This is a genomic window from Pantoea sp. PSNIH1 (assembly GCF_007680655.1).
Taxonomy (GTDB): Bacteria; Pseudomonadota; Gammaproteobacteria; order Enterobacterales; family Enterobacteriaceae; genus Pantoea; species Pantoea eucrina.
Genome location: NZ_VEIP01000002.1, coordinates 396027 through 418613 on the forward strand (window position 1 = coordinate 396027; position 22587 = coordinate 418613).

Consider the following 22587-nt stretch of genomic DNA (forward strand, 5'->3'; position numbering starts at 1 on the left):
GACAAAAAATGGGTGGTAATAAAATCAGCGGCTAATCATAGCCTGTTGCGAACCATTTAGGAATGGCGTTGTCATTTCATCCGGCTTTAGCGCGTCATGTAACGGGATCTGCGCCGGCGCCCAGCGCGTAATGGCCTGGCTAAGCAGCAACGCCAGCGGGCTATCCTGCCAGCCTTCTTCTGCCGGCTGTCCGAGAAAGCGCAGCGCCTGCACCAGCAGCGGACGCGGATCGCCAGCGGGCAGGGCAGGGGCGTGATTCTGCTTGGAGAGTTTATTGCCGTCAGCGGCGATCGCCAGCGGCAGATGCAGGTATGCCGGCGGCGTCCAGCCAAACTGCTGATAGAGCGCAATCTGACGCACCGTCGGGGCGATTAAATCCGCGCCGCGCACAATTTCGGTAACGCCCTGGTCATGATCGTCGACCACCACCGCCAGGTTATAGGCGAACAGCCCGTCCCGGCGATGGATAATAAAATCCTCTTCCGCCAGCTGAGGATCCGCCAGCAGCTCCCCGCGCAGCCGATCGGTAAAATGCCGGACCGGCGCGTGCTGGCGCAGGCGCAGCGCCGCGTTATCCGGCGGGAGCTGGCGATCGCGACAGTAACCATCATAATACCCACCCAGCTGCTGAATACGCCGGCGGCTGCAGGTGCAGAAATAGCTCTGACGATGCGTGCGCAGCCAGGCCAGCGCTGCCCGATACGCATCATGCCGCTGTGACTGCCACATTACTTCACCATCCCACTCCAGCCCGTAATGCTCCAGCTGCTGCAGAATGCGCGTGGCAGCACCCGGTACTTCACGTGGCGGATCGATATCTTCAATACGCACCAGCCAGCGGCCCTGCTGCGCACGCGCGCTGAGATAACTGCCGAGTGCAGCAATCAGGGAACCAAAATGAAGATCGCCGGAGGGCGAAGGGGCGAAGCGACCAATACAGGAGGACATAGCAGAGGGTGTCACTGGAAGATACACCGCACGGCGGGGAAAGATTGATTTTCCCTGCTGTGCGGTGAGAACAGGCGGATGGACATCAGCCAGCCATCTGCTTCTCGCGGATCTCAGCCAGCGTTTTGCAGTCAATGCAAAGATCGGCAGTCGGACGCGCTTCCAGACGGCGGATACCGATTTCAACACCGCAGGATTCACAGTAGCCGAAGTCGTCATCTTCCACTTTTTTCAGCGTCTTCTCGATCTTCTTAATCAGCTTACGCTCGCGATCGCGGTTACGCAGTTCCAGGCTGAACTCCTCTTCCTGCGCTGCACGGTCAACCGGATCGGGGAAGTTAGCAGCTTCGTCCTGCATGTGTGACACAGTACGGTCTACTTCATCCCTGAGTTGGTTGCGCCAGGCTTCCAGAATCTTACGGAAGTGGCCTAACTGGGCGTCGTTCATATACTCTTCGCCCGGTTTCTCCTGATACGGCTCCACACCTGCGATGGCGAGGATACTCAGGGACGATGTTTTACGGTTTTGCCCTTCTTGCATGTTGTTTCTCCTGGATAACACGCACTACCCGTTGCGATTCAGACTGCCCGGCAGGATTGCTGCACGGCTGGCCTGTCTGCTCTGGGTTTATCGATTCCCATCAGGGAAAAAAACAGGCCGCTATAAATAGCAGAAGCAATCAAGGTTGGCAATTATTCCTGAACACACCTTGACAAGCCTGTGAGTAAAAGCGTATTTAGCGCGCCTCCGGCTCCATCCTGACACAGTTTATCGCCACTATTATGACAGCTCAGCGCAGGCTGCCACCGGCAGCGGTCGGGAGAGCTGCATCTGCTCAGGAGAAAGTGTGGCCTGATACGCAAACACTTCTACGCCACGGCGCTGTGCCTGTACCAGTAGTTCTGCGTAGTGCGCGTCGATATGGCGCGCCGGGGAAACGTCCTCAATCCCCGTGTGCAGAACAGCAAACAACAAAACGGCCCGATGACCTTCTGCCGCGATTGCACTGAGTTCGCGCAGATGCTTCTGTCCGCGGACCGTCACCGCATCCGGAAAGTAGCCTTTACCATTCTGTAAAAGGGTGACGGATTTGACTTCAATATAGCAGTTTGATCTGCCCTCTGCCTGCAGAAGGAAATCAATTCGGCTTTTTTCCGTGCCATATTTCACTTCGCTGCGGCAGTGGGTGTAACCGGATAATTCCGGAATACGCTGCTGCAGCAGCGCCTCCTGCACCAGCTGGTTAGCGCGCAGCGTATTAACGCAGATCCAGTGGCCCGACTGCGTCTCTGTCAGCTCCCAGCTGTGCGGATATTTGCGCGTCGTGCTGGCTGACGTGGAGTACCACACCGTGTCGCCGGGCGTGGCGCAGCCGGTCATGGCGCCGGTGTTGGCGCAGTGGATGGTCAGCAGGTCGCCCTCAGGCGTCACGATGTCAGCCAGAAAGCGCTTGTAGCGCGCCACCAGACGAGCCGGCTTAAGCGGCAGAGTAAACTGCATGGTGGATCCTCAGGCTGAAGTGAGCGGCCAGCGCGCCACGGTTTTGTAGCGCGTACGGCCGCGGGAAAAGAGCGATGAACAGAGCGCAAACCGGGTCGCTTCCATCTGCCAGTGAAACCCGCGCGGCGGCAGCACAATGCGCTGTGTGGCGTGGCGCAGCAGGGTAACGTGCGGATGAAAAGGCTGTGCGCTCTGCGCGCAGCCGTGTCGTGCCGCCTGAGCGCGCAGCAGCGACGCCAGCTGCAGCAGTCCGCGCGGCGCGCGGCGGCAGCCGAGCCATACTACGCCGGGGCGTGGCCAGTGTCCGGCATCATCCAGGTCAAGCTTAAAAGCGGGTTGGGTAATACGCGCGGCGAGCTTTTGCAGGCTCTCCTGCGTCTCGCGGCTCACCTCACCCAGAAACGCCAGCGTCAGATGCAGGTTGGCCGCTGCAACCGGCGTACCGGCCTCAGCGGCAAAATTATCCGCCCGCCACTGCACCAGCTGCTGCTGAAGCGGAGCAGGCAGTTCAAGAGCAAAAAACAGGCGTTGCGTGGTCATAAGCGTGCTCCGGTAATCTGCGCCGGGTGGTGTACAATGCGCGCCATATTAGCACAGGCAGAGCAGGAGAAGAGCGTGAGTGAATTACCGGTCAGCGAGGTATTGCCTGCGCTGCTGACGGCGCTGGAGCGTTCGCCCCAGGTGCTGCTGGCGGCCCCTACCGGCGCAGGAAAATCGACCTGGCTGCCGCTGCAGCTGCTGCAGCAGGCGTCGCTGCCGGGGCGTATTATTATGCTGGAACCGCGTCGTCTGGCGGCGCGCAATGTGGCCCAGCGGCTGGCGGAGCAGCTTGGCGAGCAGCCGGGCGACACCGTGGGTTACCGGCTGCGCGGTGAGAGCTGCGTCGGTGCGCATACCCGACTCGAAGTGGTCACCGAGGGGATCCTGACGCGCATGCTGCAGCGCGATCCCATGCTGGAGGACGTAGCGCTGGTGATCCTTGATGAGTTTCATGAGCGCAGCCTGCAGGCCGATCTGGCGCTGGCGCTGCTACTGGATGTGCAGCAGGGGCTGCGCGATGACCTGAAGCTGCTGCTGATGTCCGCCACGCTGGATAATCAGCGTCTGCAGGCGCTGCTGCCCGCTGCGCCTGCCATTGTATCGGCCGGACGCAGTTATCCGGTGGCGCGCCGCTATGCCAGCCTCAATCCGCAGACGCGTTTTGAGGAGGCGGTGGCGCGCGAGGTCGCCCAGCTGCTGCGCGAGGAGCACGGCTCGCTGCTGCTGTTTCTGCCGGGCGTGGCGGAGATTGAGCGTGTCAGGCGGGAGCTGAGCGCACGGGTGGGGGACGATATCGATCTGGCTCCGCTCTACGGTGCGCTGCCGCTGGAGGCGCAGCGGCGCGCCATTCTGCCGGCCGCCGCCGGCCGCCGGAAGGTCGTGCTCGCTACGAACATTGCGGAGACCAGCCTGACCATCGAGGGGATCCGTCTGGTGGTCGATAGCGCGCTGGAGCGGGTCGCGCAGTTTGATGCCCGCAGCGGCGTCACCCGGCTGCAAACGCAGCGTATCAGTCAGGCATCCATGACGCAGCGCGCCGGGCGCGCCGGCCGGCTTGAGCCGGGTATCTGCCTGCATCTGCTGGCACAGGAGCAGGCGCTGCGCGCGCCGGCGCAGAGTGATGCAGAGATCTTAAGCAGCGATCTCGCCGGTCTGCGGCTGGAGCTGCTGCAGTGGGGCTGTAGCACGGCAGCGCAGCTGCAGTGGCTTGACCTGCCGCCGGCCCGCAACCTGCAGGCGGCGGACGCGCTGCTGCACCAGCTGGGCGCGCTGGACAGCGCCGGACGGCTTAACGCCACCGGCCGGAAAATGGCGCGGCTCGGCAGCGATCCGCGTCTTGCGGCCATACTCTGCGCGGCGGGGGAGGAGAGCGATGCCATTGCCAGCGCGGCGCTGCTGGTGGCCACTCTCGAAGATCCGCCGCGCGGCGGCAGCGTCGATTTGCGTGACGCGCTGAACCATCCCCAGCCGCAGTGGCAGCGGCGGGCGCGGCAGTGGCAGCAGCGTCTGCACGCCAGCGGTGGACGGGTGGATGTTGATCGCATTCCGCTGCTGCTGGCGGCGGGTTTTGCCGACCGCATTGCGCAGCGGCGCGGCGAGAGCGCACGCTACCAGCTGGCAAACGGTCTCGGCGCCATGCTGGATGAGGATCACGGCCTTAGTCGCTATCCCGCCCTGATTGCGCCCGCGCTGCTGCAGGGGGCGGGCGCGGCGGACGCACGCATGCTGCTGGCGCTGCCGGTGGACCTGACGGCGCTGCGGGCAGCGCTGCCGCAGCTCATTACCCGCCGGGTTGACGTGGAATGGGATGAGGAGAGAGGCACGCTGCGCGCCTGGAAACGCGAACTGCTGGGCGAGCTGGTGCTCAGCGCGCAGCCGCAGGCGCGGCCAGACGCTGAGATTCTGCATCCTGCCATGCTGCGCTGGATACGCGAAAAGGGATTGTTGGTGCTGGGCTGGACGCCGGAAGCGGAGCAGCTGCGCCTGCGCCTGCAGTGCGCGACGCAGTGGTTGCCGGAAGAGGGGTGGCCGCCGCTGGACGATACGGCATTGCTTGATACACTGGAAAGCTGGTTACTGCCTGAGATGACGGGCGTGCGCGATCTGAAAGGGCTGCAGGGCATTAACCTCAGCCGGGCATTATTACATTTGCTGACATGGTCGCAACGTCAGCGGCTGGATAGTGCGCTGCCAACTCACTACACTGTGCCGACCGGAAGCCGCCTGCCCATCCGCTATCACGCAGAGAATCCGCCCGCGCTGGCCGTTCGCCTGCAGGAGATGTTTGGCGAGGCGCAGAATCCGGCTATCGCTGAGGGCCGCGTGCCGCTGGTGCTGGAGCTGCTGTCACCGGCGCATCGTCCGCTGCAGATCACCCGCGATCTGGCGGCGTTCTGGCGCGGCGCGTACCCCGAGGTGCAGAAAGAGATGAAAGGGCGCTACCCCAAACATCCATGGCCGGACGATCCGGCCAGCGCCCTGCCAACAAGGCGCACCAAAAAGTTTTCCCCGTAACCCTGTGGATCGAATTCAGAGGGTTCTGCCATGCGCCGCGGGAGAAAGCAGTTAGAGTAACGGCCGCAGCTACCGCTATGCCTGGAGAGAAGAGAGTATGTCTGGGAACGATCGCGAACCTATTGGGCGCAAAGGAAAAGCGCCAAAGCCGCCGCGCACTACCGCGCGGCGCGGGCACCGCAAAGAGCCTGATGGCCACATCGGGCAAACTGATATTGATGAAGATTATGAGGAGAGCGCTCCGGTGCCACCGAAAAGTAAAGGAAGGGGTAAAGGCCCGCAGCGCGGCAAGCGCCGCTGGTTAGGCTGGCTCATTAAGCTCTTCCTCGTTGTTGTTGTTGTGATGGCGGCCTGGGGCGTCTATCTCGACTCTGAGATCCGCAGCCGTATTGATGGTAAAGTCTGGCAGCTGCCTGCGGCCGTCTACGGGCGCATGGTCAGCCTTGAGCCTGGCATGGCCTATGATAAGAAAGAGATGATTGCGCTGCTGGAAGGTACGCAGTATCGCGAAGTGTCGCGCATTACGCGTCCGGGCGAGTTCAGCGTCAAGGGCAATACCATCGATCTGCTGCGCCGGCCGTTTGATTTTCCTGACAGCAAAGAGGGACAGATCAACGCGCGTCTGACCTTCAGCAACGATGAGCTCTCCGGTATTAAAAATCTCGATACCGGGCGCGACTTCGGTTTCTTCCGTCTCGATCCGCGCCTGATCACCATGCTGCAGTCGCCTAACGGCGAACAGCGTCTGTTTGTGCCGCGTGCCGGCTTCCCGGATCTGCTGGTCGATACGCTGATCGCGACCGAAGATCGTCACTTCTATGAGCATGACGGGATCAGCCCTTACTCGATCGGCCGTGCATTTCTGGCCAACATCACCGCCGGAAAAGCGGTACAGGGCGGCAGTACGCTGACGCAGCAGCTGGTTAAAAACCTGTTCCTGACCAATGAGCGCTCACTATGGCGTAAAGCGCGTGAAGCCTATATGGCGGTGATCATGGATGCGCGTTACAGCAAAGATCGCATCCTTGAGCTCTACCTCAATGAGGTCTATCTCGGTCAGGCCGGTAACGATCAGATCCGCGGCTTCCCGCTGGCCAGCCTCTACTATTTCGGGCGTCCGGTTGATGAGCTCAGCCTCGATCAGCAGGCGATGCTGGTCGGAATGGTAAAAGGCGCCTCGCTCTACAACCCGTGGCGGAATCCAAAGCTGGCGCTGGAGCGACGTAATCTGGTGCTGCGTCTGCTGCAGCAGCAGCAGGTGATTGACCAGGAGCTGTATGACATGCTCTCGGCGCGTCCGCTGGGCGTACAGCCAAAAGGCGGCGTGATCACCCCGCAGCCCGCCTTTATGCAGATGGTGCGTAATGAGCTGCAGGCGAAGCTGGGCGACAAGGTAAAAGATCTCTCGGGCGTGAAAATTTTCACCACGCTCGATCCGGTTTCACAGGACGCGGCTGAAAAGGCGGTAGAAGAGGGGATCCCCACGCTGAAGAAACAGCGCGGGCTGAAAGATCTGGAAACCGCCATGGTGGTGGTAGACCGCTTCAGCGGTGAAGTGCGTGCTATGGTGGGCGGTTCCGATCCGCAGTTTGCTGGCTATAACCGCGCGCTGCAGGCGCGCCGCTCTATCGGCTCGCTGGCGAAACCGGCTACCTATCTGACCGCGCTGAGTCAGCCCAATAGCTACCGGCTGAACAGCTGGATCGCGGATGAACCGATTGCGCTGAAGCAGCCCAACGGCAGCGTCTGGAAGCCAATGAACGACGATCGTCGCTTCAGCGGCAAGGTGATGCTGGTGGATGCGCTGACTAACTCCATGAACGTGCCAACGGTTAATCTGGGCATGACGCTGGGGCTGGATGCGGTAGTGGATACCTGGAATAAACTGGGCGTGTCGAAAGATCAGCTACATCCGGTGCCGGCGATGCTGCTGGGCGCGCTGAACCTGACGCCGGTGGAAGTGGCGCAGGCGTTCCAGTCGATCGCCAGCGGCGGCAACCGTGCTGACCTGTCGGCGGTGCGTTCGGTCATCGCTGAAGATGGCTCGGTTCTGTTCCAGAGCTTTCCGCAGGCGCAGCGCGTGGAGCCTGCTCAGGCGGCCTATCTGACGCTCTATACCATGCAGCAGGTGGCGGAACGCGGTACCGCCCATGCTCTGGGCGCACGCTATCCGAAAGCGCACCTGGCGGGCAAAACCGGGACCACCAACGATCTGATCGACAGCTGGTTTGCCGGTGTTGACGGTAAAGAAGTGGCGATTACCTGGGTCGGACGTGATAACAACCAGACGTCGAAACTCTATGGCTCCAGCGGTGCGATGCAGATTTACCGTCGCTATCTCGATAATCAGGCGCCGATGCCGCTGGTCCTGACGCCGCCGGAGGATATCACGCAGATGAACGTTGATTCTGCGGGTAATTTCGTCTGCGGATCTGGCAGCAGTACCTGGCGTTCACTGCCGGTCTGGACGCTGGATCCGGCCGCACTCTGCCAGCAGCAGATGGAGCAGCAGCAGGTGTTCCAGCAGCAACAGCAGCAGCAGCCTGAGCAGCAACAGCAACAGCAACAGCAACAGCAGCAACAGTCGCAGAATGAGCAAAAGGATTCTGACGGCGTGGCGGGCTGGATCAAAGATATGTTCGGCAGTAAATAAGTCATCCCTTCATACAGGGCGCTCCGGCGCCCTTTTTTTTGCCTCCGGTTTTTTATCCGCGATCAATCGATGCTGCAATCGGGCAGTAATTGCGGCAATCGCGCAGATTACATCTTGCAGATCGCGCGCAGCTTCGCCTAGAATCTTTGCGTCTGATAATCATTATCGTTTTCATTCGCCCGCATTGTTCATCTGTTGAGAGACTCCTTCATGAGTGCGCGAACTACTTTTTTCCGGCCGGAGCTGACGCCTCGTCGCCCGCTGGCTTTATTTATTGCGTTAACACTGGGTACGCTGAGCGCGCAGGCGCTGGCAGAAGAGACTGTTGTTGTCACCGCTGCCGATACCGGCACGGTGGCACAGGAGAGCGCCTGGGGCCCGGCCCCGACCATTGCGGCGAAGCAGAGCGCCACCGGCACCAAAACCGATACGCCGATTGAAAAAAACCCGCAGTCGGTTTCGGTGGTGACGCAAGAAGAGATGGCGATGCATGCCGTCACCAGCGTTAAAGGGGCATTCAACTATACCCCTGGCGTACTGACCGGTAACCGCGGCAGTTCGGACGTGATTGATGCACTCTCGATTCGCGGCTTCAGCGAAACCAACACCAATCAGTATCTGGATGGCCTGAAACTGCAGGGCGACAACTACTCAGAATTCGCCCTCGATCCCTGGTTCCTGGAGCGTGCGGAGCTGCTGCGCGGCCCGGTATCGGTGCTCTATGGAAAAAGTAATCCGGGCGGCGTAGTGGCGCTGGTCAGCAAGCGCCCCACGCAGGAGACGCTGCGTGAAGTGCAGTTCCGGATGGGCAATGACAATCTGTTCTCAACCGGCTTCGATTTCGGCGGCGCGCTCGATGACGCAGGCGTCTACAGCTATCGTCTGACCGGCCTCGCGCGCAGCGCTGATGCGCAGCAGGCGATGAACAAAGAGAAGCGCTACACCATTGCGCCTTCATTCAGCTGGCGTCCGGACGAAAATACGCGTTTTGACCTGCTGACTTACTTCCAGAATGAACCGGAAACCGGCTATTACGGCTGGCTGCCGCGCGAAGGCACGGTGGTGGGCATCACCCGCCCGGACGGCAGCAGTTACAAACTGCCGACCCATTTTGATGAAGGCGAAGAGAGCAACAAGATTTCGCGCAACACCAAAATGGTCGGGTACAGCGTTGAGCATAGCTTCAGCGATACCTGGACGGTGCGGCAGAACCTGCGCTATGCCGAACTGCGTACGGATTACCGCAGCATTTATGGCTTCGGTTATAACCCTGATAATCAACGTATTACCCGTAATGCGGCATTCTCGAAAGAGAAACTCAACCAGTTCGCGGTTGATACGCAGGCCCAGGCTAACTTTGCTACCGGTGATTTAGCTCATACCTTGCTGCTGGGCGTTGATTTCCAGCGCACCCGTAACGACATTGATGGTCAGTTTGGTGTCGCCAGTGGTCTTAGCCCATTCAATCCGCAATATGGTGATGACAGCTATACCCCTTATACCAATCCTTATCAGCATTTAAATCAGCAGCGCCAGACTGGCCTGTATGCGCAGGATCAAATGGAATGGAACCGCTGGGTGTTAACACTCGGTGGCCGCTACGATTACGCGATGAACTCCGTTACCGATCGGGTGGAAAATTCCGTAGACCGTCAGAATGATCAGGCTTTTACCTGGCGCGGCGGGGTTAACTACGTATTCGATAATGGTATTGCACCTTACTTCAGCTATAGCGAAGCGTTCATCCCGAATGCTGGTGCGACAGGGAACGGTCAGGCGTTCGATCCTTCACGCGCTAAGCAGTATGAGGCAGGCGTAAAATATGTGCCGAAAGATCGTCCGATTGTTATGACGGCCGCTGTGTATCAGCTCACCAAAACCAAAAACCTGACGGCCGATCCTGATAATCCGCAGTTTAGCGTGCAGAGCGGCGAAATCCGTTCACGCGGCGTGGAGCTGGAAGCGAAAGCCGCGGTGAACGCCAGCATCAACCTGACGGCGGCTTACTCTTATACCGATGCGGAATACACCGAAGATAACTTGCTGAAAGGCCGCACGCCGGTGCAGGTGCCGAAGCACATCGCATCGCTGTGGGGCGACTACACCTTCCATGACACGGCGCTATCGGGCGTAACTATCGGTGCCGGTGTGCGTTACGTCGGTGAAAGCAAAGGATTGTATGCCAGCGGTAGCAACGCGAACCAGAACTTCGATGTCGCCGCTTACACCACGGTAGACGCCGCGCTGAAGTACGACCTGGGTCGCTTCGGCCTGCCGGGTTCGACTGTGGGCGTCAACGTCAACAATCTGTTCAATCGTGACTACGTCGCCAGCTGCTACCGCGACTACGCCTGCTACTGGGGCGCTGAGCGCCGTATCGTGGGTACCGCTACCTTCCGTTTCTGAGACTGATATCCGGGCGCGCTGCGCCCGTTAGCCAGGGAGTACCATGCTGCATTCGCACTACGCCGAAACCACTTTTGCGCTGGATAGTGCCAGCTTTCACGTGCCGGGGCGCACGCTGCTGCATCCGCTGTCGCTTACGTTTACACCGGGAAAAGTGACCGCACTGATTGGCCATAACGGCTCGGGAAAATCGACCCTGCTGAAAATGCTGGGGCGCCATCATGCTGCGACGGCAGGAGAAGTGCTGCTGAACGGCGAACCGGTGGCGCACTGGAACAGCAAAGCGTTTGCACGTCAGGTGGCCTATCTGCCTCAGCAGCTGCCTGCGGCAGAAGGCATGACGGTGCGCGAACTGACGGCGATGGGGCGCTATCCGTGGCACGGTGCGCTGGGACGTTACGGCGCGGAAGATCGCAACCGGGTTGAGGAGGCGATTGCGCTGGTGGGGCTGAAACCCTTTGCCGGCCGTCTGGTGGATAGCCTCTCCGGCGGCGAGCGTCAGCGCGCCTGGCTGGCGATGCTGGTGGCGCAAAATAGCCGCTGCCTGCTGCTGGATGAGCCGACGTCGGCGCTGGATATTGCGCATCAGGTTGAGGTGCTGGCGCTGATCCAGCGGCTGAGCCGCGAGCGCGGACTCACCGTGATTGTCGTGCTGCACGATATCAACATGGCGGCGCGCTACTGCGACAGGCTGGTGGCGCTGCGTCAGGGCGAGGTTATCGCCGAAGGGGAACCGGCGGCGATCATGCAGGCTGACGTGCTGGGCACGATCTACGGTATTCCGATGGGCATACTGCCGCACCCGCAGGGCGGCGCGCCCGTCAGTTTTGTTCGCTGAGGAGCAGGGATGATCTCACTGACCCGTCGTCGTCTGCTGACGGCGCTGGCGCTCTCGCCGCTTATGCAGTGCGCGCCGCTGCGTGCTGCCGTGCCGGACAATTCACGCATTCTGGCGCTGGAGTGGCTCTCAGCTGAACTGCTGATGGCGCTGGGCGTGGCACCGCTCGGCGTGGCGGATGTACACAACTACAATATCTGGGTTGGCGAGCCGCCGCTGCCTGCCAGCACCGTCGATCTTGGCCTGCGTGGTGAACCTAATCTGGAGCTGATGACGCAGCTGGATCCCTCGCTGATCCTGTACTACAGCGGCTTTGGTCCGTCAGCAGAAACGCTGCAGCATATCGCCCCGACGCTGGGTTTTTCGCTTCACAGCGGCGACGGCAAGCCGTTCAGCGCCGCGCAACACTCGCTGCGGCAGCTGGGCGCGCACATTGGACGCGAGGCGCAGGCGGAGCAGCATCTGCAGGAGACCGGACAGCAGCTGGCGGCGGCACGGGTGCGCCTGCAGGGATGGGCCGGACGACCAATCCTGCTGATGTCGCTGCTCGACAGCCGGCACGCCATTGTTTTCGGGCAGAACAGCCTGTTTCTGGATGTCATGCAGCGGCTCGGTCTTACCAGTGCCTGGCAGGGTGAAACCAGCTACTGGGGCAGCGCGGTCATCGGCCTGGAGCGGCTGGCTGAAGTGGGTAACGTTGAGGTGCTCTGCTTTGACCACGATAATCAGCGCGATATGCAGCAGGTGACCCGCACCGCGCTGTGGCAGGCATTGCCGTTTGTGCGTGCTGGCCGCTTCCGGCGCGTGCCGGCCGTATGGTATTACGGTGCCACGCTGGCAGCCCTGCGATTTGTACGCGTGCTGGAAAGCGCGCTGGAGCCCCGTTAATGCGTATCTCTCTTTTTCCCGCCGCGCTGCTGAGCGCAATATTTGCTATCGCTCTGCTGCTGACCTTTATCAACCTGCAGCACGCGCTGCCGCTGGCACAGTGGCCGCAGGCGTTTTTCACGCCCGATATCGATGCGATTCGCCAGATGGTCTTTCACTACAGTCTGCTGCCGCGTCTGGCACTGGCGCTGCTGCTCGGCGCCGGACTGGGACTGGCGGGCCTGCTGTTTCAGCAGGTGCTGCGTAATCCGCTGGCAGAGCCTGCCACGCTGGGTATCTCCTCCGGCGCTCAGCTGGGCATTACCGTTGCCACGCTGTGGCAGCTGCCGGGTGGTGAGCTTACGCAGCAGTTTGCGGCGACAGGTGGTGCGCTGCTGGTCGGCGTGCTGGTGTTTGGCGTGGCGTGGGGCAGACGGCTTTCACCGGTGACGCTGATCCTCGCCGGACTGGTTCTGAGCCTGTATGCCGGCGCGGTCAATCAGGTCTTTGCCATCTTTAATCACGATCAGCTGCAGAATATGTTCCTCTGGAGCACCGGGGCGCTTAATCAGCTCGACGGGCACAACGTGGCGCTGCTCTGGCCCCGGCTGCTGCTGGCGTTTGTGCTGACGCTGGCGCTGCTGCGTCCGCTGACGCTGATGGGACTGGATGATGGCGTGGCAAAAAATCTTGGCCTGTCGCTTTCCATCGCACGCGTTGCCGCGCTGGCGCTGGCAATTCTGCTCAGCGCGCAGCTGGTGAACATTGCCGGCATTATCGGTTTTATTGGGCTATTTGCGCCGCTGCTGGCAAAAATGCTGGGTGCGCGGCGGCTGCTCAGCCGCATTCTGCTGGCTCCGCTGATTGGTGCACTGCTGCTGTGGCTGGCCGATCAGTCGGTGCAGTTGCTCACGGTGTACTGGCGTGAGATTTCGACCGGCACGGCGACGGCGCTGACCGGGGTGCTGCTGCTGCTGTGGCTGCTGCCGCGGCTGCGTGCCGGCTCTCAGCCGCCGGAGATGAACGCCGGGGATCGGGTGCCGGCCGAGCGTCAGCGTGTGCTGCGCTGGGTGCTGACGGGGCTGGCGGTGCTGCTGCTGCTGACCGTTGCGGGTATCAGTTTTGGCCGTAACGCTACGGGCTGGGCATGGGTAAGCGGTGACATGCTGCAGCAGCTGCTGCCGTGGCGCGCACCGCGCGTGCTGGCGGCTCTGGCGGTGGGAATGATGCTGGGCGTGGCGGGTACGCTGATCCAGCGTCTGACCGGCAACCCGATGGCCAGCCCGGAAGTGCTGGGTATCAGTTCCGGGGCGGCGTGCGGCGTGGTGCTGATGCTGTTTTTTGTGCCGGGCGATGCGCTGGCGTGGCTGCTGCCGGCAGGGATAGCCGGAGGAGCGTTAACGCTCGGCGTCATTATGCTGGTTGCCAGCCGGGGGGGCTTTTCACCGCAGCGTATGCTGCTGGCAGGAATGGCGCTGAACAGCGCGTTTGCCACGCTGCTGATGCTACTGCTGGCGAGCGGCGATCCGCGCATGGAGGGGCTGCTGAGCTGGATCTCCGGCTCCACCTATAGCATCTCGCTGCCGCAGGCGCTGCAGAGTGCGGTCATCGCGCTGATACTGGTCGCCCTGGCACCGCTGGCAAGCCGCTGGCTGACGCTGCTGCCGCTTGGCAGCGCCACCGCCCGCTCCGCGGGGATGTCACTGACTGCCTCACGATTGCTGCTGCTGCTGCTGGCCGCCGCGCTGACCGCCGCCGCGACGCTGACGGTCGGACCGCTGAGCTTTATCGGGCTGATGGCACCGCATATTGTGCGTATGCTCGGCTTCCGGCGCGCGCTGCCGCAGATGATGATGGCTGGCGTAACCGGCGCCGGGCTGATGCTGGTGGCTGACTGGTGCGGCCGGATGCTGGCGTTTCCGGATCAGATCCCGGCAGGACTGATGGCAACCTTCTTTGGCGCCCCCTATTTCATCTGGCTGCTGCGCCGCGCGTAACAGAAAAAAGGTGCGCCGTGGCGCACCTTTTTGTTATGGCCTGCCAGGGCAGGGCGGGTCGCTCCTCAGAGCAGTCCGGCGTTACAGCTGGGCAAAGCAGCGACGCGCTGCGGCAACGGTACGCTCAATATCTTCCGGCGTGTGCGCCAGCGACATAAAGCCCGCCTCGTAGGCGGAGGGGGCCAGGTAGATCCCCTCGCTCAGCATCAGATGGAAGAAGCGCTTAAAACGCTCTGTGTCACAGCGGGTGACATCTGCATAGCAGGTCACGCTTTCAGCATCGGTGAAGAACAGACCAAACATGCCGCCCACGTGGTTTACCACCAGCGGGATATTTTCCGCCTGCGCGGCAGCCAGCAGGCCCTCAGCCAGCTGCGTGGTTAGCGCGGTCAGCGTGGCGTGCGTGCCTGGCTGAGCAATCTGCGTCAGGCAGGCAAAACCGGCTGCCATCGCAATCGGGTTACCCGACAGCGTGCCCGCCTGGTAGACCGGACCTGTAGGTGCCAGCGCTTCCATCACGTCGCGACGGCCACCAAATGCGCCGACCGGCATGCCGCCGCCGATGATTTTACCGAGGCAGGTAAGGTCAGGCATCACGTTGTAGTAGGTCTGCGCGCCGCCCAGCGCCACGCGGAAACCGGTCATCACCTCATCGATAATCAGCAGGGCACCAAACTCGTCGCACAGCGCGCGCAGGCCTGGCAGGAAGTCAGGCTGCGGCGGGATACAGTTCATGTTGCCGGCAACCGGTTCCACGATGATACAGGCGATATCGTCCGGATACTCTTCAAACGCCGTGCGGACAGAGGCGAGATCGTTATAGGTGCAGGTCAGCGTATGGCGGGCAAAGTCAGCCGGCACGCCAGGGGAGTTCGGCTGACCCAGCGTCAGTGCACCGGAACCCGCTTTGACCAGCAGGCAGTCGGCATGACCATGGTAGCAGCCCTCAAACTTGATAATTTTATCGCGATGGGTAAAGCCGCGCGCCAGGCGGATGGCGCTCATGGTCGCTTCCGTACCGGAGTTCACCATACGCACCATATCCATACCCGGCATCAGCTCGCACACCAGCTCCGCCATTTTCACTTCCATCTCAGTCGGCGCACCAAAGCTCAGGCCGCGCGCGGCAGCCTCAATGACCGCGTTGCGGATGGTCGCGTTATTGTGGCCCAGTACCATCGGGCCCCAGGAGCCGACATAGTCGATATAGGCTTTACCATCTGCGTCATACAAAAAGGCGCCATCGGCGCGTTCAATAAACAGCGGTACGCCGCCGACACCGGTAAACGCGCGCACCGGGGAGTTCACGCCGCCCGGGATCAGACGTTGTGCTTCGGTGTATAGATTTTCTGACTTACTCATGGTTTGGCTCCGGCTGTCTGGAAAAATTCATCCCGTCATTCTACGGGAAGATGCCGCGACGGTGAACCGCCGCGCGGCGCGCAGCAGGGGCCTCGCGCACGCAGGGTTTAAACTGTAGTTCATTTCAGGGGCACACAGTGTCAAGGGTGCTACTTGATTGCACCGGGCGGCTGGCAGATAATAGCGTGATTAAGGTTGTTTTCTGACCTGGACGTTTACGCGGAGTAAAACATGAGTGATGACGTAGCAGCGCTGCCTTTGCAGTTTACCGATGCAGCAGCCAATAAAGTAAAAAATCTGATTGCGGATGAAGAGAATCCGGCGCTGAAACTGCGCGTCTATATCACCGGCGGCGGTTGCAGCGGCTTCCAGTATGGTTTTACCTTTGATGACCAGATGAACGATGGCGATATGACCATCGAAAAGCAGGGCGTATCGCTGGTAGTGGATCCAATGAGCCTGCAGTATCTGGTGGGCGGATCGGTGGACTACACCGAAGGTCTGGAAGGTTCGCGCTTTATTGTTACCAACCCCAATGCTAAAACCACCTGCGGCTGTGGTTCCTCTTTCAGTATCTGATGCCAGTCTGGCTGCCGTTCCGGCAGCCAGTTCTACCACTCAATAGTGACTAATTGTGTTGTGTCGTGCCGGCGCGCATCGCCCGTGAGCGTCTGCCGGGAAATACGCGGCTGAGCGCCGCTACCGCCCGCGCAGTCAGCGGCGGGCAGCCCCGGTGCACTGGCGGATGAGACAGTGCAGCGTGACACGATAGTCAGCGACACCGCAATCGAGCCGCTGGTGCCAGCCGCCATGGCGGACGCCGCGCCCGCCAGCATAATGGCCAGCAGTACAGCTCGGGTCATGATTAATTCCTGGTGTAGTCAAAAGCGCGTTGCGCTAAAAGGGCACGGAGCTTACGTGGCTGCCGTGCCTGCTCTCTTCATTGTCGACATATGCGGGCTAAACTTTATGCGCGGGCGCTTATTTTTTTAGCGGATGCAGCGCAGCGCAGAGCTGCTGCGCGGCCAGCAGCAGGCGCGGACCGGGGCGGCTCAGCCAGTCGGGGTTAATGGCAATCACCGGTACGCTGAGCTGTGAGCGCCAGAACCGGGTGATGCTGGCGGCCTGTGCGGTATCGCCGCTGATGACAATCGCTTGCGGCTGCCGTATCAGCACCTGCTCCCGGCTGACCTGCGGCCAGCTAACCCGGCTGTCGGCAAAAATATTCTGCCCGCCGCACAGCGTGACGATCTCATTTTGCAGCGTGTTACGCGAAGCGGTAAACAGCGGCTGCTGTCCGAACTGCAGAAACAGCGCCACCGGAGCAGCGTGCCGGTAGCGCTGGCGCAATGCAGCTTCCTGCGCCCGCAGCGCCTGCGCAGCTGAAACAGCCTGTTCAGGCCGCGGGCTCCAGCGCGCCAGCGACTGCACGGTATCTATCATCTCATCCAGGCTTTGCGGATCGATCCAGACCACCCTGACGCCAGCGTGCTGCAGCTGTTCAATCTGACGCGCCGGGTTACCGCCACGCCACGCCAGTACCACGTCTGGTTTCAGTTGCAGCACCTGCTCAACGCCGATGCCCTGCCAGTTCGCTACCTGCGGCAGCGTCCGGGCAGCGGGTGGATAGTCGGACCAGGCGCTGACCGCCACCGGTGTGATACCGGCGGCAAAGGCCATCTCTGTAAGATGCGGGGCGAGGGTAATGACGCGCGGAGCCGCTAACACCAGGCCGCTGCAGAGCAGCAGTAGCCCGGCGAGCAGCCACTTAGCCATGCGTCAGACGGGCAAGCAGGCGCTCTGTCATCAGAGAGGATTGTCTGGCCGCCACGCTGAGAAACTCATCAAAACTCAGGTGGGAGGTTTTATCGGCGACGTCAGAGATGGCGCGTACCACGACAAACGGCACGTTAAACTGGTGACAAACATGACCAATGGCGGTGGCTTCCATTTCTACGGCAATCGCCTGCGGAAACTGTGAGCGGATGCGTGCCAGCGGCTCTGCACCGTTGATAAACGCGTCGCCGCTGACCACCAGGCCGCGCACGGCGTTCAGCTGCAGCTCGCTAATTGTCTGCTCAGCGGCCGTCACCAGCTGGCTGTCGGCCACAAACGCTTCCGGGCAACCTGCCATCTGACCCGGCACATAGCCAAAAGCGGTGACGTCGGCGTCGTGATAGCGTACTTCATCAGATACCACGATATCCCCGACCTGCAGCGTCGGCGCAAGGCCACCCGCAGAGCCGGTGTTGATCACCAGATCGGGTTTGCAGAGCTGCAGCAGCAGGGTGGTGCCCAGCGCGGCGGCCGTTTTCCCGATTCCTGATTTCAGCAGGGCAACCTCAACGCCATTCAGGGTACCGGTATAGATTTCACATCCGGCCAGCTTCAGCGTCTGACGGTTTTCAATTTTGTCACGCAGCAGGGTAACTTCCTGCTCCATCGCGCCAATAATGCCTGCTTTCATAAAGAATCTCGCTGTGTTTATAGATGTTTAAGAGGAAACTGAGGCATAGTCTATCATGGCTTCAGAGCGATGAATTCACCAAAAAGAGGGCCCGCTATGGTGGCGATTAATTTCAGGAAGAAGATCGGTTTCACGCGCCCTTATACCAGCCGTAAAGCGCCGGAAGGCGAATACGCGATCACCCGCCATTTTGAGAGCGATCGGGGCCGGATCATTAACTCCGCCGCTATCCGCCGGCTGCAGCAAAAAACCCAGGTATTCCCGCTGGAGCGCAACGCAGCCGTACGCTCGCGGCTGACTCATTCGCTGGAGGTCCAGCAGACCGGCCGCTACATTACCAAGGAGATTCTCCATACCCTGAAAACCCAGGGCGGCGGGCTGGAGCAGTATGGCCTGGACGGTTTTGAAGGGGCTACAGAGACGCTGGTCGAGATGGCCTGTCTGCTGCATGACGTCGGCAACCCGCCGTTTGGACATTTTGGCGAAGCAGCGATTAATGACTGGTTCGAAGATAATCTGCCGGCAGAGCTGGTGGATCCGCTGGTCGCCGGCGTGGCCAGCGACGAACAGCAGGCTGACTTTAACGAACTGAATGCAATGATTCGTCAGGATCTGTGCAATTTTGAGGGGAATGCACAGGCGATTCGGCTGGTCCATACGCTGCTGCAGCTTAACCTTAGCTATGCCCAGGTCGCCTGCATTCTGAAATATACTGCCCCCGCCTGGTGGCAGGGTGAGAAGCCGGCTGAATTCAGCGTCCTGATGAAAAAACCCGGCTTTTATCTCTCTGAACGGGAATATATTGCGGAGCTGCGCGTCGCCACCGATCTGGCGGAACATCATCGCTATCCGCTGACCTGGATAATGGAGGCGGCGGATGATATTTCATACTGTATTGCCGACCTGGATGATGCCGTTGAAAAAGCGATATTTACCGTGGATACGCTCTATCACGCGCTGGTTAAAGCCTGGGGGCCGCTGATTCCCGGTGATGCATTTAGCCGCACCATTGGTGAGGCCTGGAAAGAGGCGAATCAGAAAAAACGGCGCAGCATCAGCGATCAGTTTTTTATGTCGCTGCGCGTAAACGTGCAGAATCTGCTGGTAGGCCATGCGGTGCGGCGCTTTGTCGATAACCTGCCGGCCATTTTCTCCGGCAATTTTAATCACGCCCTGCTGGAAGATGATGGTGATGAAGGGCGGCTGCTGAAGCTGTTTAAAACCGTGGCGCGTCAGCAGGTATTTAATCATCCTGAAGTAGAGCAGCTGGAGCTGCAGGGCTACCGGGTAATTAAAGGCCTGCTGGAGATCTATCAGTCGCTGATGCAGCTCAATTATGAGCAATTTACCACCTTAATGAATGATGATTATCTGGCGGGCCATCCGATTGAGACGCGCCTGTTCCATAAGCTCTCCGGTAAACATCGTAAGGCGTACCAGCAGCAGATGCGCGCGCGCGTCGTTGAGCATAAATATCAGCGGCTGTTATGGGAGCGCTATTATCGCTTTCGCCTTATTCAGGATTATATCAGCGGCATGACGGATAATTATGCGTGGGACGAATATCGCCGGATGATGGCGGTAGAATAGGGCCAGTTTTGTAAAGACGACGCATAAATATTTACCTTTAGGCAAAACTTTATCGCCTTTTTTGCGTATAAAATTTATCTCCGTTATGACGGCCACAGCAATGGTCAGGCTGCAACTTTCAGAGAGAAAAAACGAATGAAAAAAAACAGATTGATGCTGAGTGCGCTGGCACTGAGTCTGAGTATGGCGTGCGCGCCTGCTGCAGTATTTGCCGCTGAAACGGCGTCCTCCTCCAGCCAGCAGCTGCCCAGTCTGGCACCCATGCTGGAAAAAGTGATGCCTTCCGTGGTGAGCATCAACGTTGAAGGCAGCACTGCGGTAAAAACGCCGCGTATGCCGCAGCAGTTTCAGCAGTTCTTTGGCGATAATTCGCCTTTCTGTCAGGATGGATCGCCTTTTCAGGGATCGCCGCTCTGTCAGGGTGGCGGTGGCGCAGATGATGGCGCACCGGGCAATGCACAAAAACAGCCGTTCCGCGCACTCGGTTCCGGCGTCATTATTAACGCAGAGAAAGGCTATGTGGTTACCAACAACCACGTAGTGGACAACGCCACAAAAATTCAGGTTCAGCTCAGCGACGGCCGCCGCTATGAGGCCAAAATCATCGGTAAAGATCCGCAGTCTGATATTGCCCTGATCCAGCTGCAGGATGCGAAAAACCTCACGGCGATTAAAATGGCCGATTCCGATACGCTGCGGGTAGGTGACTATACCGTTGCGATCGGCAACCCTTACGGGCTGGGTGAAACCGTGACCTCCGGCATCGTCTCTGCGCTGGGCCGCAGCGGCCTGAATGTGGAGAATTACGAGAACTTTATCCAGACTGACGCCGCCATCAACCGCGGCAACTCGGGCGGTGCGCTGGTCAATCTGAACGGCGAGCTGATCGGGATTAACACGGCTATTCTGGCACCGGATGGCGGTAACATCGGCATCGGCTTTGCTATTCCCAGCTCGATGGTGAAAAACCTGACGGCGCAGATGGTGGAGTTTGGTCAGGTTAAACGCGGTGAGCTGGGGATCCTCGGCACCGAGCTGAACTCAGAGCTGGCGAAAGCGATGAAGGTTGATGCCCAGCGCGGCGCCTTTGTCAGCCAGGTTCTGCCTGGTTCTGCGGCGGCAAAAGCGGGCGTGAAAGCCGGCGACGTCGTGGTTTCACTGAATGGCAAGCCGCTGAGCAGCTTTGCTGCCCTGCGTGCTGAAGTGGGCTCGCTGCCGACGGGCACCAAACTTCAGCTGGGTCTGCTGCGCGAGGGTAAATCCCAGAGCGTGACGGTAGAGCTGCAGCAGAGCACCAAAGATAAAGTGCAGTCGGCGACCATTTACACCGGTATTGAAGGCGCCGATCTCAGCAACGTGGAGAGCAATGGCCACAAAGGGGTGCGCGTTGACAGCGTGAAAGCAGGCAGCGCGGCCGCGCGTATCGGCCTGAAGAAAGGTGACATCATCCTCGGGGTTAACCAGCAGGCGATCGATAACCTGGGTGAATTGCGTAAAATTCTCGACACGAAACCGCCGGTACTGGCGCTCAACATTCTGCGCGGTGACGCGTCGCTTTATCTGCTGATGCAGTAATTCTCCCTGCATAAACCGGGCGGGCTGCGGCTCGCCTTTTTTCTTTTGTGCGCCCGGTAACATTTTCCGCAATCTTTCCGCCACTATGTGCAATTGCACAATGTCAGCCGTCAGCAGGATGCGTATTCTGTCGGTTTGCCCCTTGCTCAGGAAGTGATCCATGGCAACCTCTCATCTTGATGCGCGTCTGGCGCAGGATATCGTTGCGCGCACCATGAAAATTATCGACAGCAACGTCAACGTGATGGATGCGCGCGGGCGCATTATCGGCAGCGGCGATCGTGAACGTATCGGCGAGCTGCACGAGGGCGCGCTGCTGGTACTGTCGCAGGGCAGGGTGGTGGATATTGATGAAGCGGTAGCAAAGCATCTGCACGGCGTGCGGCCTGGCGTCAATCTGCCGCTGCGCATTGAAGGCAGCATCGTGGGAGTCATCGGGCTGACCGGAGAACCTGCTGCCCTGCGGCATTACGGCGAACTGGTCTGTATGACGGCGGAGATGATGCTGGAACAGGCGCGGCTGCTGCATCTGCTGGCGCAGGATAGCCGCCTGCGCGAAGAGCTGGTGCTTAACCTGATCCGCAGCGACACACTCTCGCCGACGCTGAACGAATGGGCGCAGCGGCTGGGCATCGATCTTAACCAGCCGCGTGTGGTGGCGGTAGTGGAAGTGGATAGCGGCCAGCTGGGCGTAGACAGCGCAATGTCAGAGCTGCAGCAGCTGCAGACGCTGCTGACCACGCCGGATCGCGATAACCTCATTGCCATCGTATCGCTGACGGAGATGGTGGTGCTGAAACCCGCGCTGAACGCTCACGGCCGTTACGATCACGACGATCACCGCCGGCGCGTTGACCAGCTGCTGCAGCGTATGAAAGAGAGCGGTCAGGTGCGTATGCGGATTGCGCTGGGCAATTATTTCCCCGGACCGGGCGGCATTGCGCGCTCGTGGCGTACTGCCCGCACCACTATGTCAGTGGGCAAGCAGCGTATGCCGGAGCAGCGCAGTTTTTTTTATCAGGATCTGGTGCTGCCGGTACTGCTCGACAGCCTGCGTGGCGGCTGGCAGGCCAGCGAGCTGGCGCGTCCGCTGGAAAAACTCAGAAGCATCGATACCAACGGTTTATTACGGCGTACGCTGCTCGCCTGGTTCAGCCATAACGTGCAGCCTGGCGCCACGGCACGCGCGCTGTTTATTCATCGTAATACGCTGGAGTATCGTCTGAACCGGATTTCAGAACTGACCGGACTGGATCTCGGCAATTTCGACGACCGGCTGCTGCTGTATGTGGCGCTGCAGCTGGATGAACGGGCGTAAAAAAGGCCAGC

Annotated in this window: 18 protein-coding genes; 10 read left to right on the plus strand and 8 right to left on the minus strand. The window is 60.2% G+C overall.

Going from position 1 to position 22587, the window contains the following annotated elements; genetic code table 11:
- Nucleotides 1-24: 24 nt before the first annotated feature.
- From gluQRS to thpR, 4 genes are all read right to left on the minus strand, one after another.
- Nucleotides 25-948, minus strand: coding sequence for a tRNA glutamyl-Q(34) synthetase GluQRS (gene gluQRS / locus FS690_RS09375; protein WP_104085526.1), 924 nt, complete (start codon nucleotides 946-948; stop codon nucleotides 25-27).
- Nucleotides 949-1033: 85 nt separating this feature from the next.
- Nucleotides 1034-1489, minus strand: coding sequence for an RNA polymerase-binding protein DksA (gene dksA, locus FS690_RS09380; protein ID WP_039382663.1), 456 nt, complete (start codon nucleotides 1487-1489; stop codon nucleotides 1034-1036).
- A 240-nt stretch (nucleotides 1490-1729) separates the two neighbouring features.
- Nucleotides 1730-2449 (minus strand): DNA/RNA nuclease SfsA, encoded by a 720-nt coding sequence (gene sfsA / locus FS690_RS09385; protein ID WP_145339480.1) that lies wholly within the window; start codon nucleotides 2447-2449, stop codon nucleotides 1730-1732.
- Nucleotides 2450-2458: 9 nt separating this feature from the next.
- Entirely contained in the window at nucleotides 2459-2989 is a 531-nt protein-coding gene (gene thpR / locus FS690_RS09390; protein WP_145339482.1) for an RNA 2',3'-cyclic phosphodiesterase, read from the minus strand.
- A 36-nt stretch (nucleotides 2990-3025) separates the two neighbouring features.
- Here thpR and hrpB point away from each other — a divergent pair, with 36 nt between their 5' ends.
- The 6 genes from hrpB to fhuB all read left to right on the plus strand — a co-directional run bounded on the left by hrpB (nucleotide 3026) and on the right by fhuB (nucleotide 14264).
- Nucleotides 3026-5503 (plus strand): ATP-dependent helicase HrpB, encoded by a 2478-nt coding sequence (gene hrpB / locus FS690_RS09395; RefSeq protein ID WP_145339483.1) that lies wholly within the window; start codon nucleotides 3026-3028, stop codon nucleotides 5501-5503.
- Between the two features lie 97 nt (nucleotides 5504-5600).
- Nucleotides 5601-8156, plus strand: coding sequence for a bifunctional glycosyl transferase/transpeptidase (gene mrcB / locus FS690_RS09400; RefSeq protein WP_094112287.1), 2556 nt, complete (start codon nucleotides 5601-5603; stop codon nucleotides 8154-8156).
- 210 nt (nucleotides 8157-8366) lie between these two features.
- Nucleotides 8367-10562: a ferrichrome porin FhuA gene (gene fhuA, locus FS690_RS09405; protein ID WP_145339485.1), complete on the plus strand. Its 2196-nt coding sequence runs from the start codon at nucleotides 8367-8369 to the stop codon at nucleotides 10560-10562.
- Nucleotides 10563-10605: 43 nt separating this feature from the next.
- Nucleotides 10606-11400: a Fe3+-hydroxamate ABC transporter ATP-binding protein FhuC gene (fhuC, locus tag FS690_RS09410; RefSeq protein WP_104085522.1), complete on the plus strand. Its 795-nt coding sequence runs from the start codon at nucleotides 10606-10608 to the stop codon at nucleotides 11398-11400.
- Between the two features lie 9 nt (nucleotides 11401-11409).
- Nucleotides 11410-12288 (plus strand): Fe(3+)-hydroxamate ABC transporter substrate-binding protein FhuD, encoded by an 879-nt coding sequence (gene fhuD / locus FS690_RS09415; protein ID WP_094112285.1) that lies wholly within the window; start codon nucleotides 11410-11412, stop codon nucleotides 12286-12288.
- Nucleotides 12288-14264, plus strand: a complete 1977-nt coding sequence (gene fhuB / locus FS690_RS09420; RefSeq protein WP_108570003.1) for a Fe(3+)-hydroxamate ABC transporter permease FhuB — start codon at nucleotides 12288-12290, stop codon at nucleotides 14262-14264. The genes fhuD and fhuB overlap by 1 nt, the downstream gene beginning before the upstream one ends.
- 81 nt (nucleotides 14265-14345) lie before the next feature.
- Here the strand turns inward: fhuB and hemL are convergent, their stop codons facing one another.
- The gene (gene hemL, locus FS690_RS09425) at nucleotides 14346-15626 is read right to left on the minus strand and encodes a glutamate-1-semialdehyde 2,1-aminomutase (protein WP_039382689.1); all 1281 of its coding nucleotides are present in this window, start codon (nucleotides 15624-15626) and stop codon (nucleotides 14346-14348) included.
- Nucleotides 15627-15857: 231 nt separating this feature from the next.
- Here hemL and erpA point away from each other — a divergent pair, with 231 nt between their 5' ends.
- The gene (gene erpA, locus FS690_RS09430) at nucleotides 15858-16205 is read left to right on the plus strand and encodes an iron-sulfur cluster insertion protein ErpA (RefSeq protein WP_039382693.1); all 348 of its coding nucleotides are present in this window, start codon (nucleotides 15858-15860) and stop codon (nucleotides 16203-16205) included.
- Between the two features lie 32 nt (nucleotides 16206-16237).
- On the opposite strand, the gene FS690_RS09435 is transcribed toward erpA, so the two are convergent.
- The 3 genes from FS690_RS09435 to mtnN form a co-directional block, all read right to left on the minus strand.
- Nucleotides 16238-16489, minus strand: coding sequence for a hypothetical protein (locus FS690_RS09435; protein WP_039382696.1), 252 nt, complete (start codon nucleotides 16487-16489; stop codon nucleotides 16238-16240).
- 118 nt (nucleotides 16490-16607) lie between these two features.
- On the minus strand, nucleotides 16608-17402 hold the full coding sequence (gene btuF, locus FS690_RS09440) for a vitamin B12 ABC transporter substrate-binding protein BtuF (protein WP_094111885.1): 795 nt from the start codon (nucleotides 17400-17402) through the stop codon (nucleotides 16608-16610).
- Complete coding sequence (gene mtnN, locus FS690_RS09445) at nucleotides 17395-18093, minus strand: 5'-methylthioadenosine/S-adenosylhomocysteine nucleosidase (protein WP_039382702.1); 699 nt, start codon at nucleotides 18091-18093, stop codon at nucleotides 17395-17397. Before mtnN ends, btuF begins: the two co-directional genes overlap by 8 nt.
- 96 nt (nucleotides 18094-18189) lie before the next feature.
- Here mtnN and dgt point away from each other — a divergent pair, with 96 nt between their 5' ends.
- The 3 genes from dgt (at nucleotide 18190) to FS690_RS09460 (ending at nucleotide 22576) form a co-directional block, all read left to right on the plus strand.
- Nucleotides 18190-19683 carry a dGTPase gene (dgt, locus tag FS690_RS09450; protein WP_039382705.1) on the plus strand — a complete coding sequence of 498 codons (1494 nt, stop codon included), beginning with the start codon at nucleotides 18190-18192 and terminating at the stop codon, nucleotides 19681-19683.
- A gap of 135 nt (nucleotides 19684-19818) precedes the next feature.
- Nucleotides 19819-21258, plus strand: coding sequence for a serine endoprotease DegP (gene degP / locus FS690_RS09455; RefSeq protein ID WP_039382707.1), 1440 nt, complete (start codon nucleotides 19819-19821; stop codon nucleotides 21256-21258).
- A gap of 160 nt (nucleotides 21259-21418) precedes the next feature.
- The gene (locus FS690_RS09460) at nucleotides 21419-22576 is read left to right on the plus strand and encodes a CdaR family transcriptional regulator (protein ID WP_071669051.1); all 1158 of its coding nucleotides are present in this window, start codon (nucleotides 21419-21421) and stop codon (nucleotides 22574-22576) included.
- Nucleotides 22577-22587: the final 11 nt, after the last annotated feature.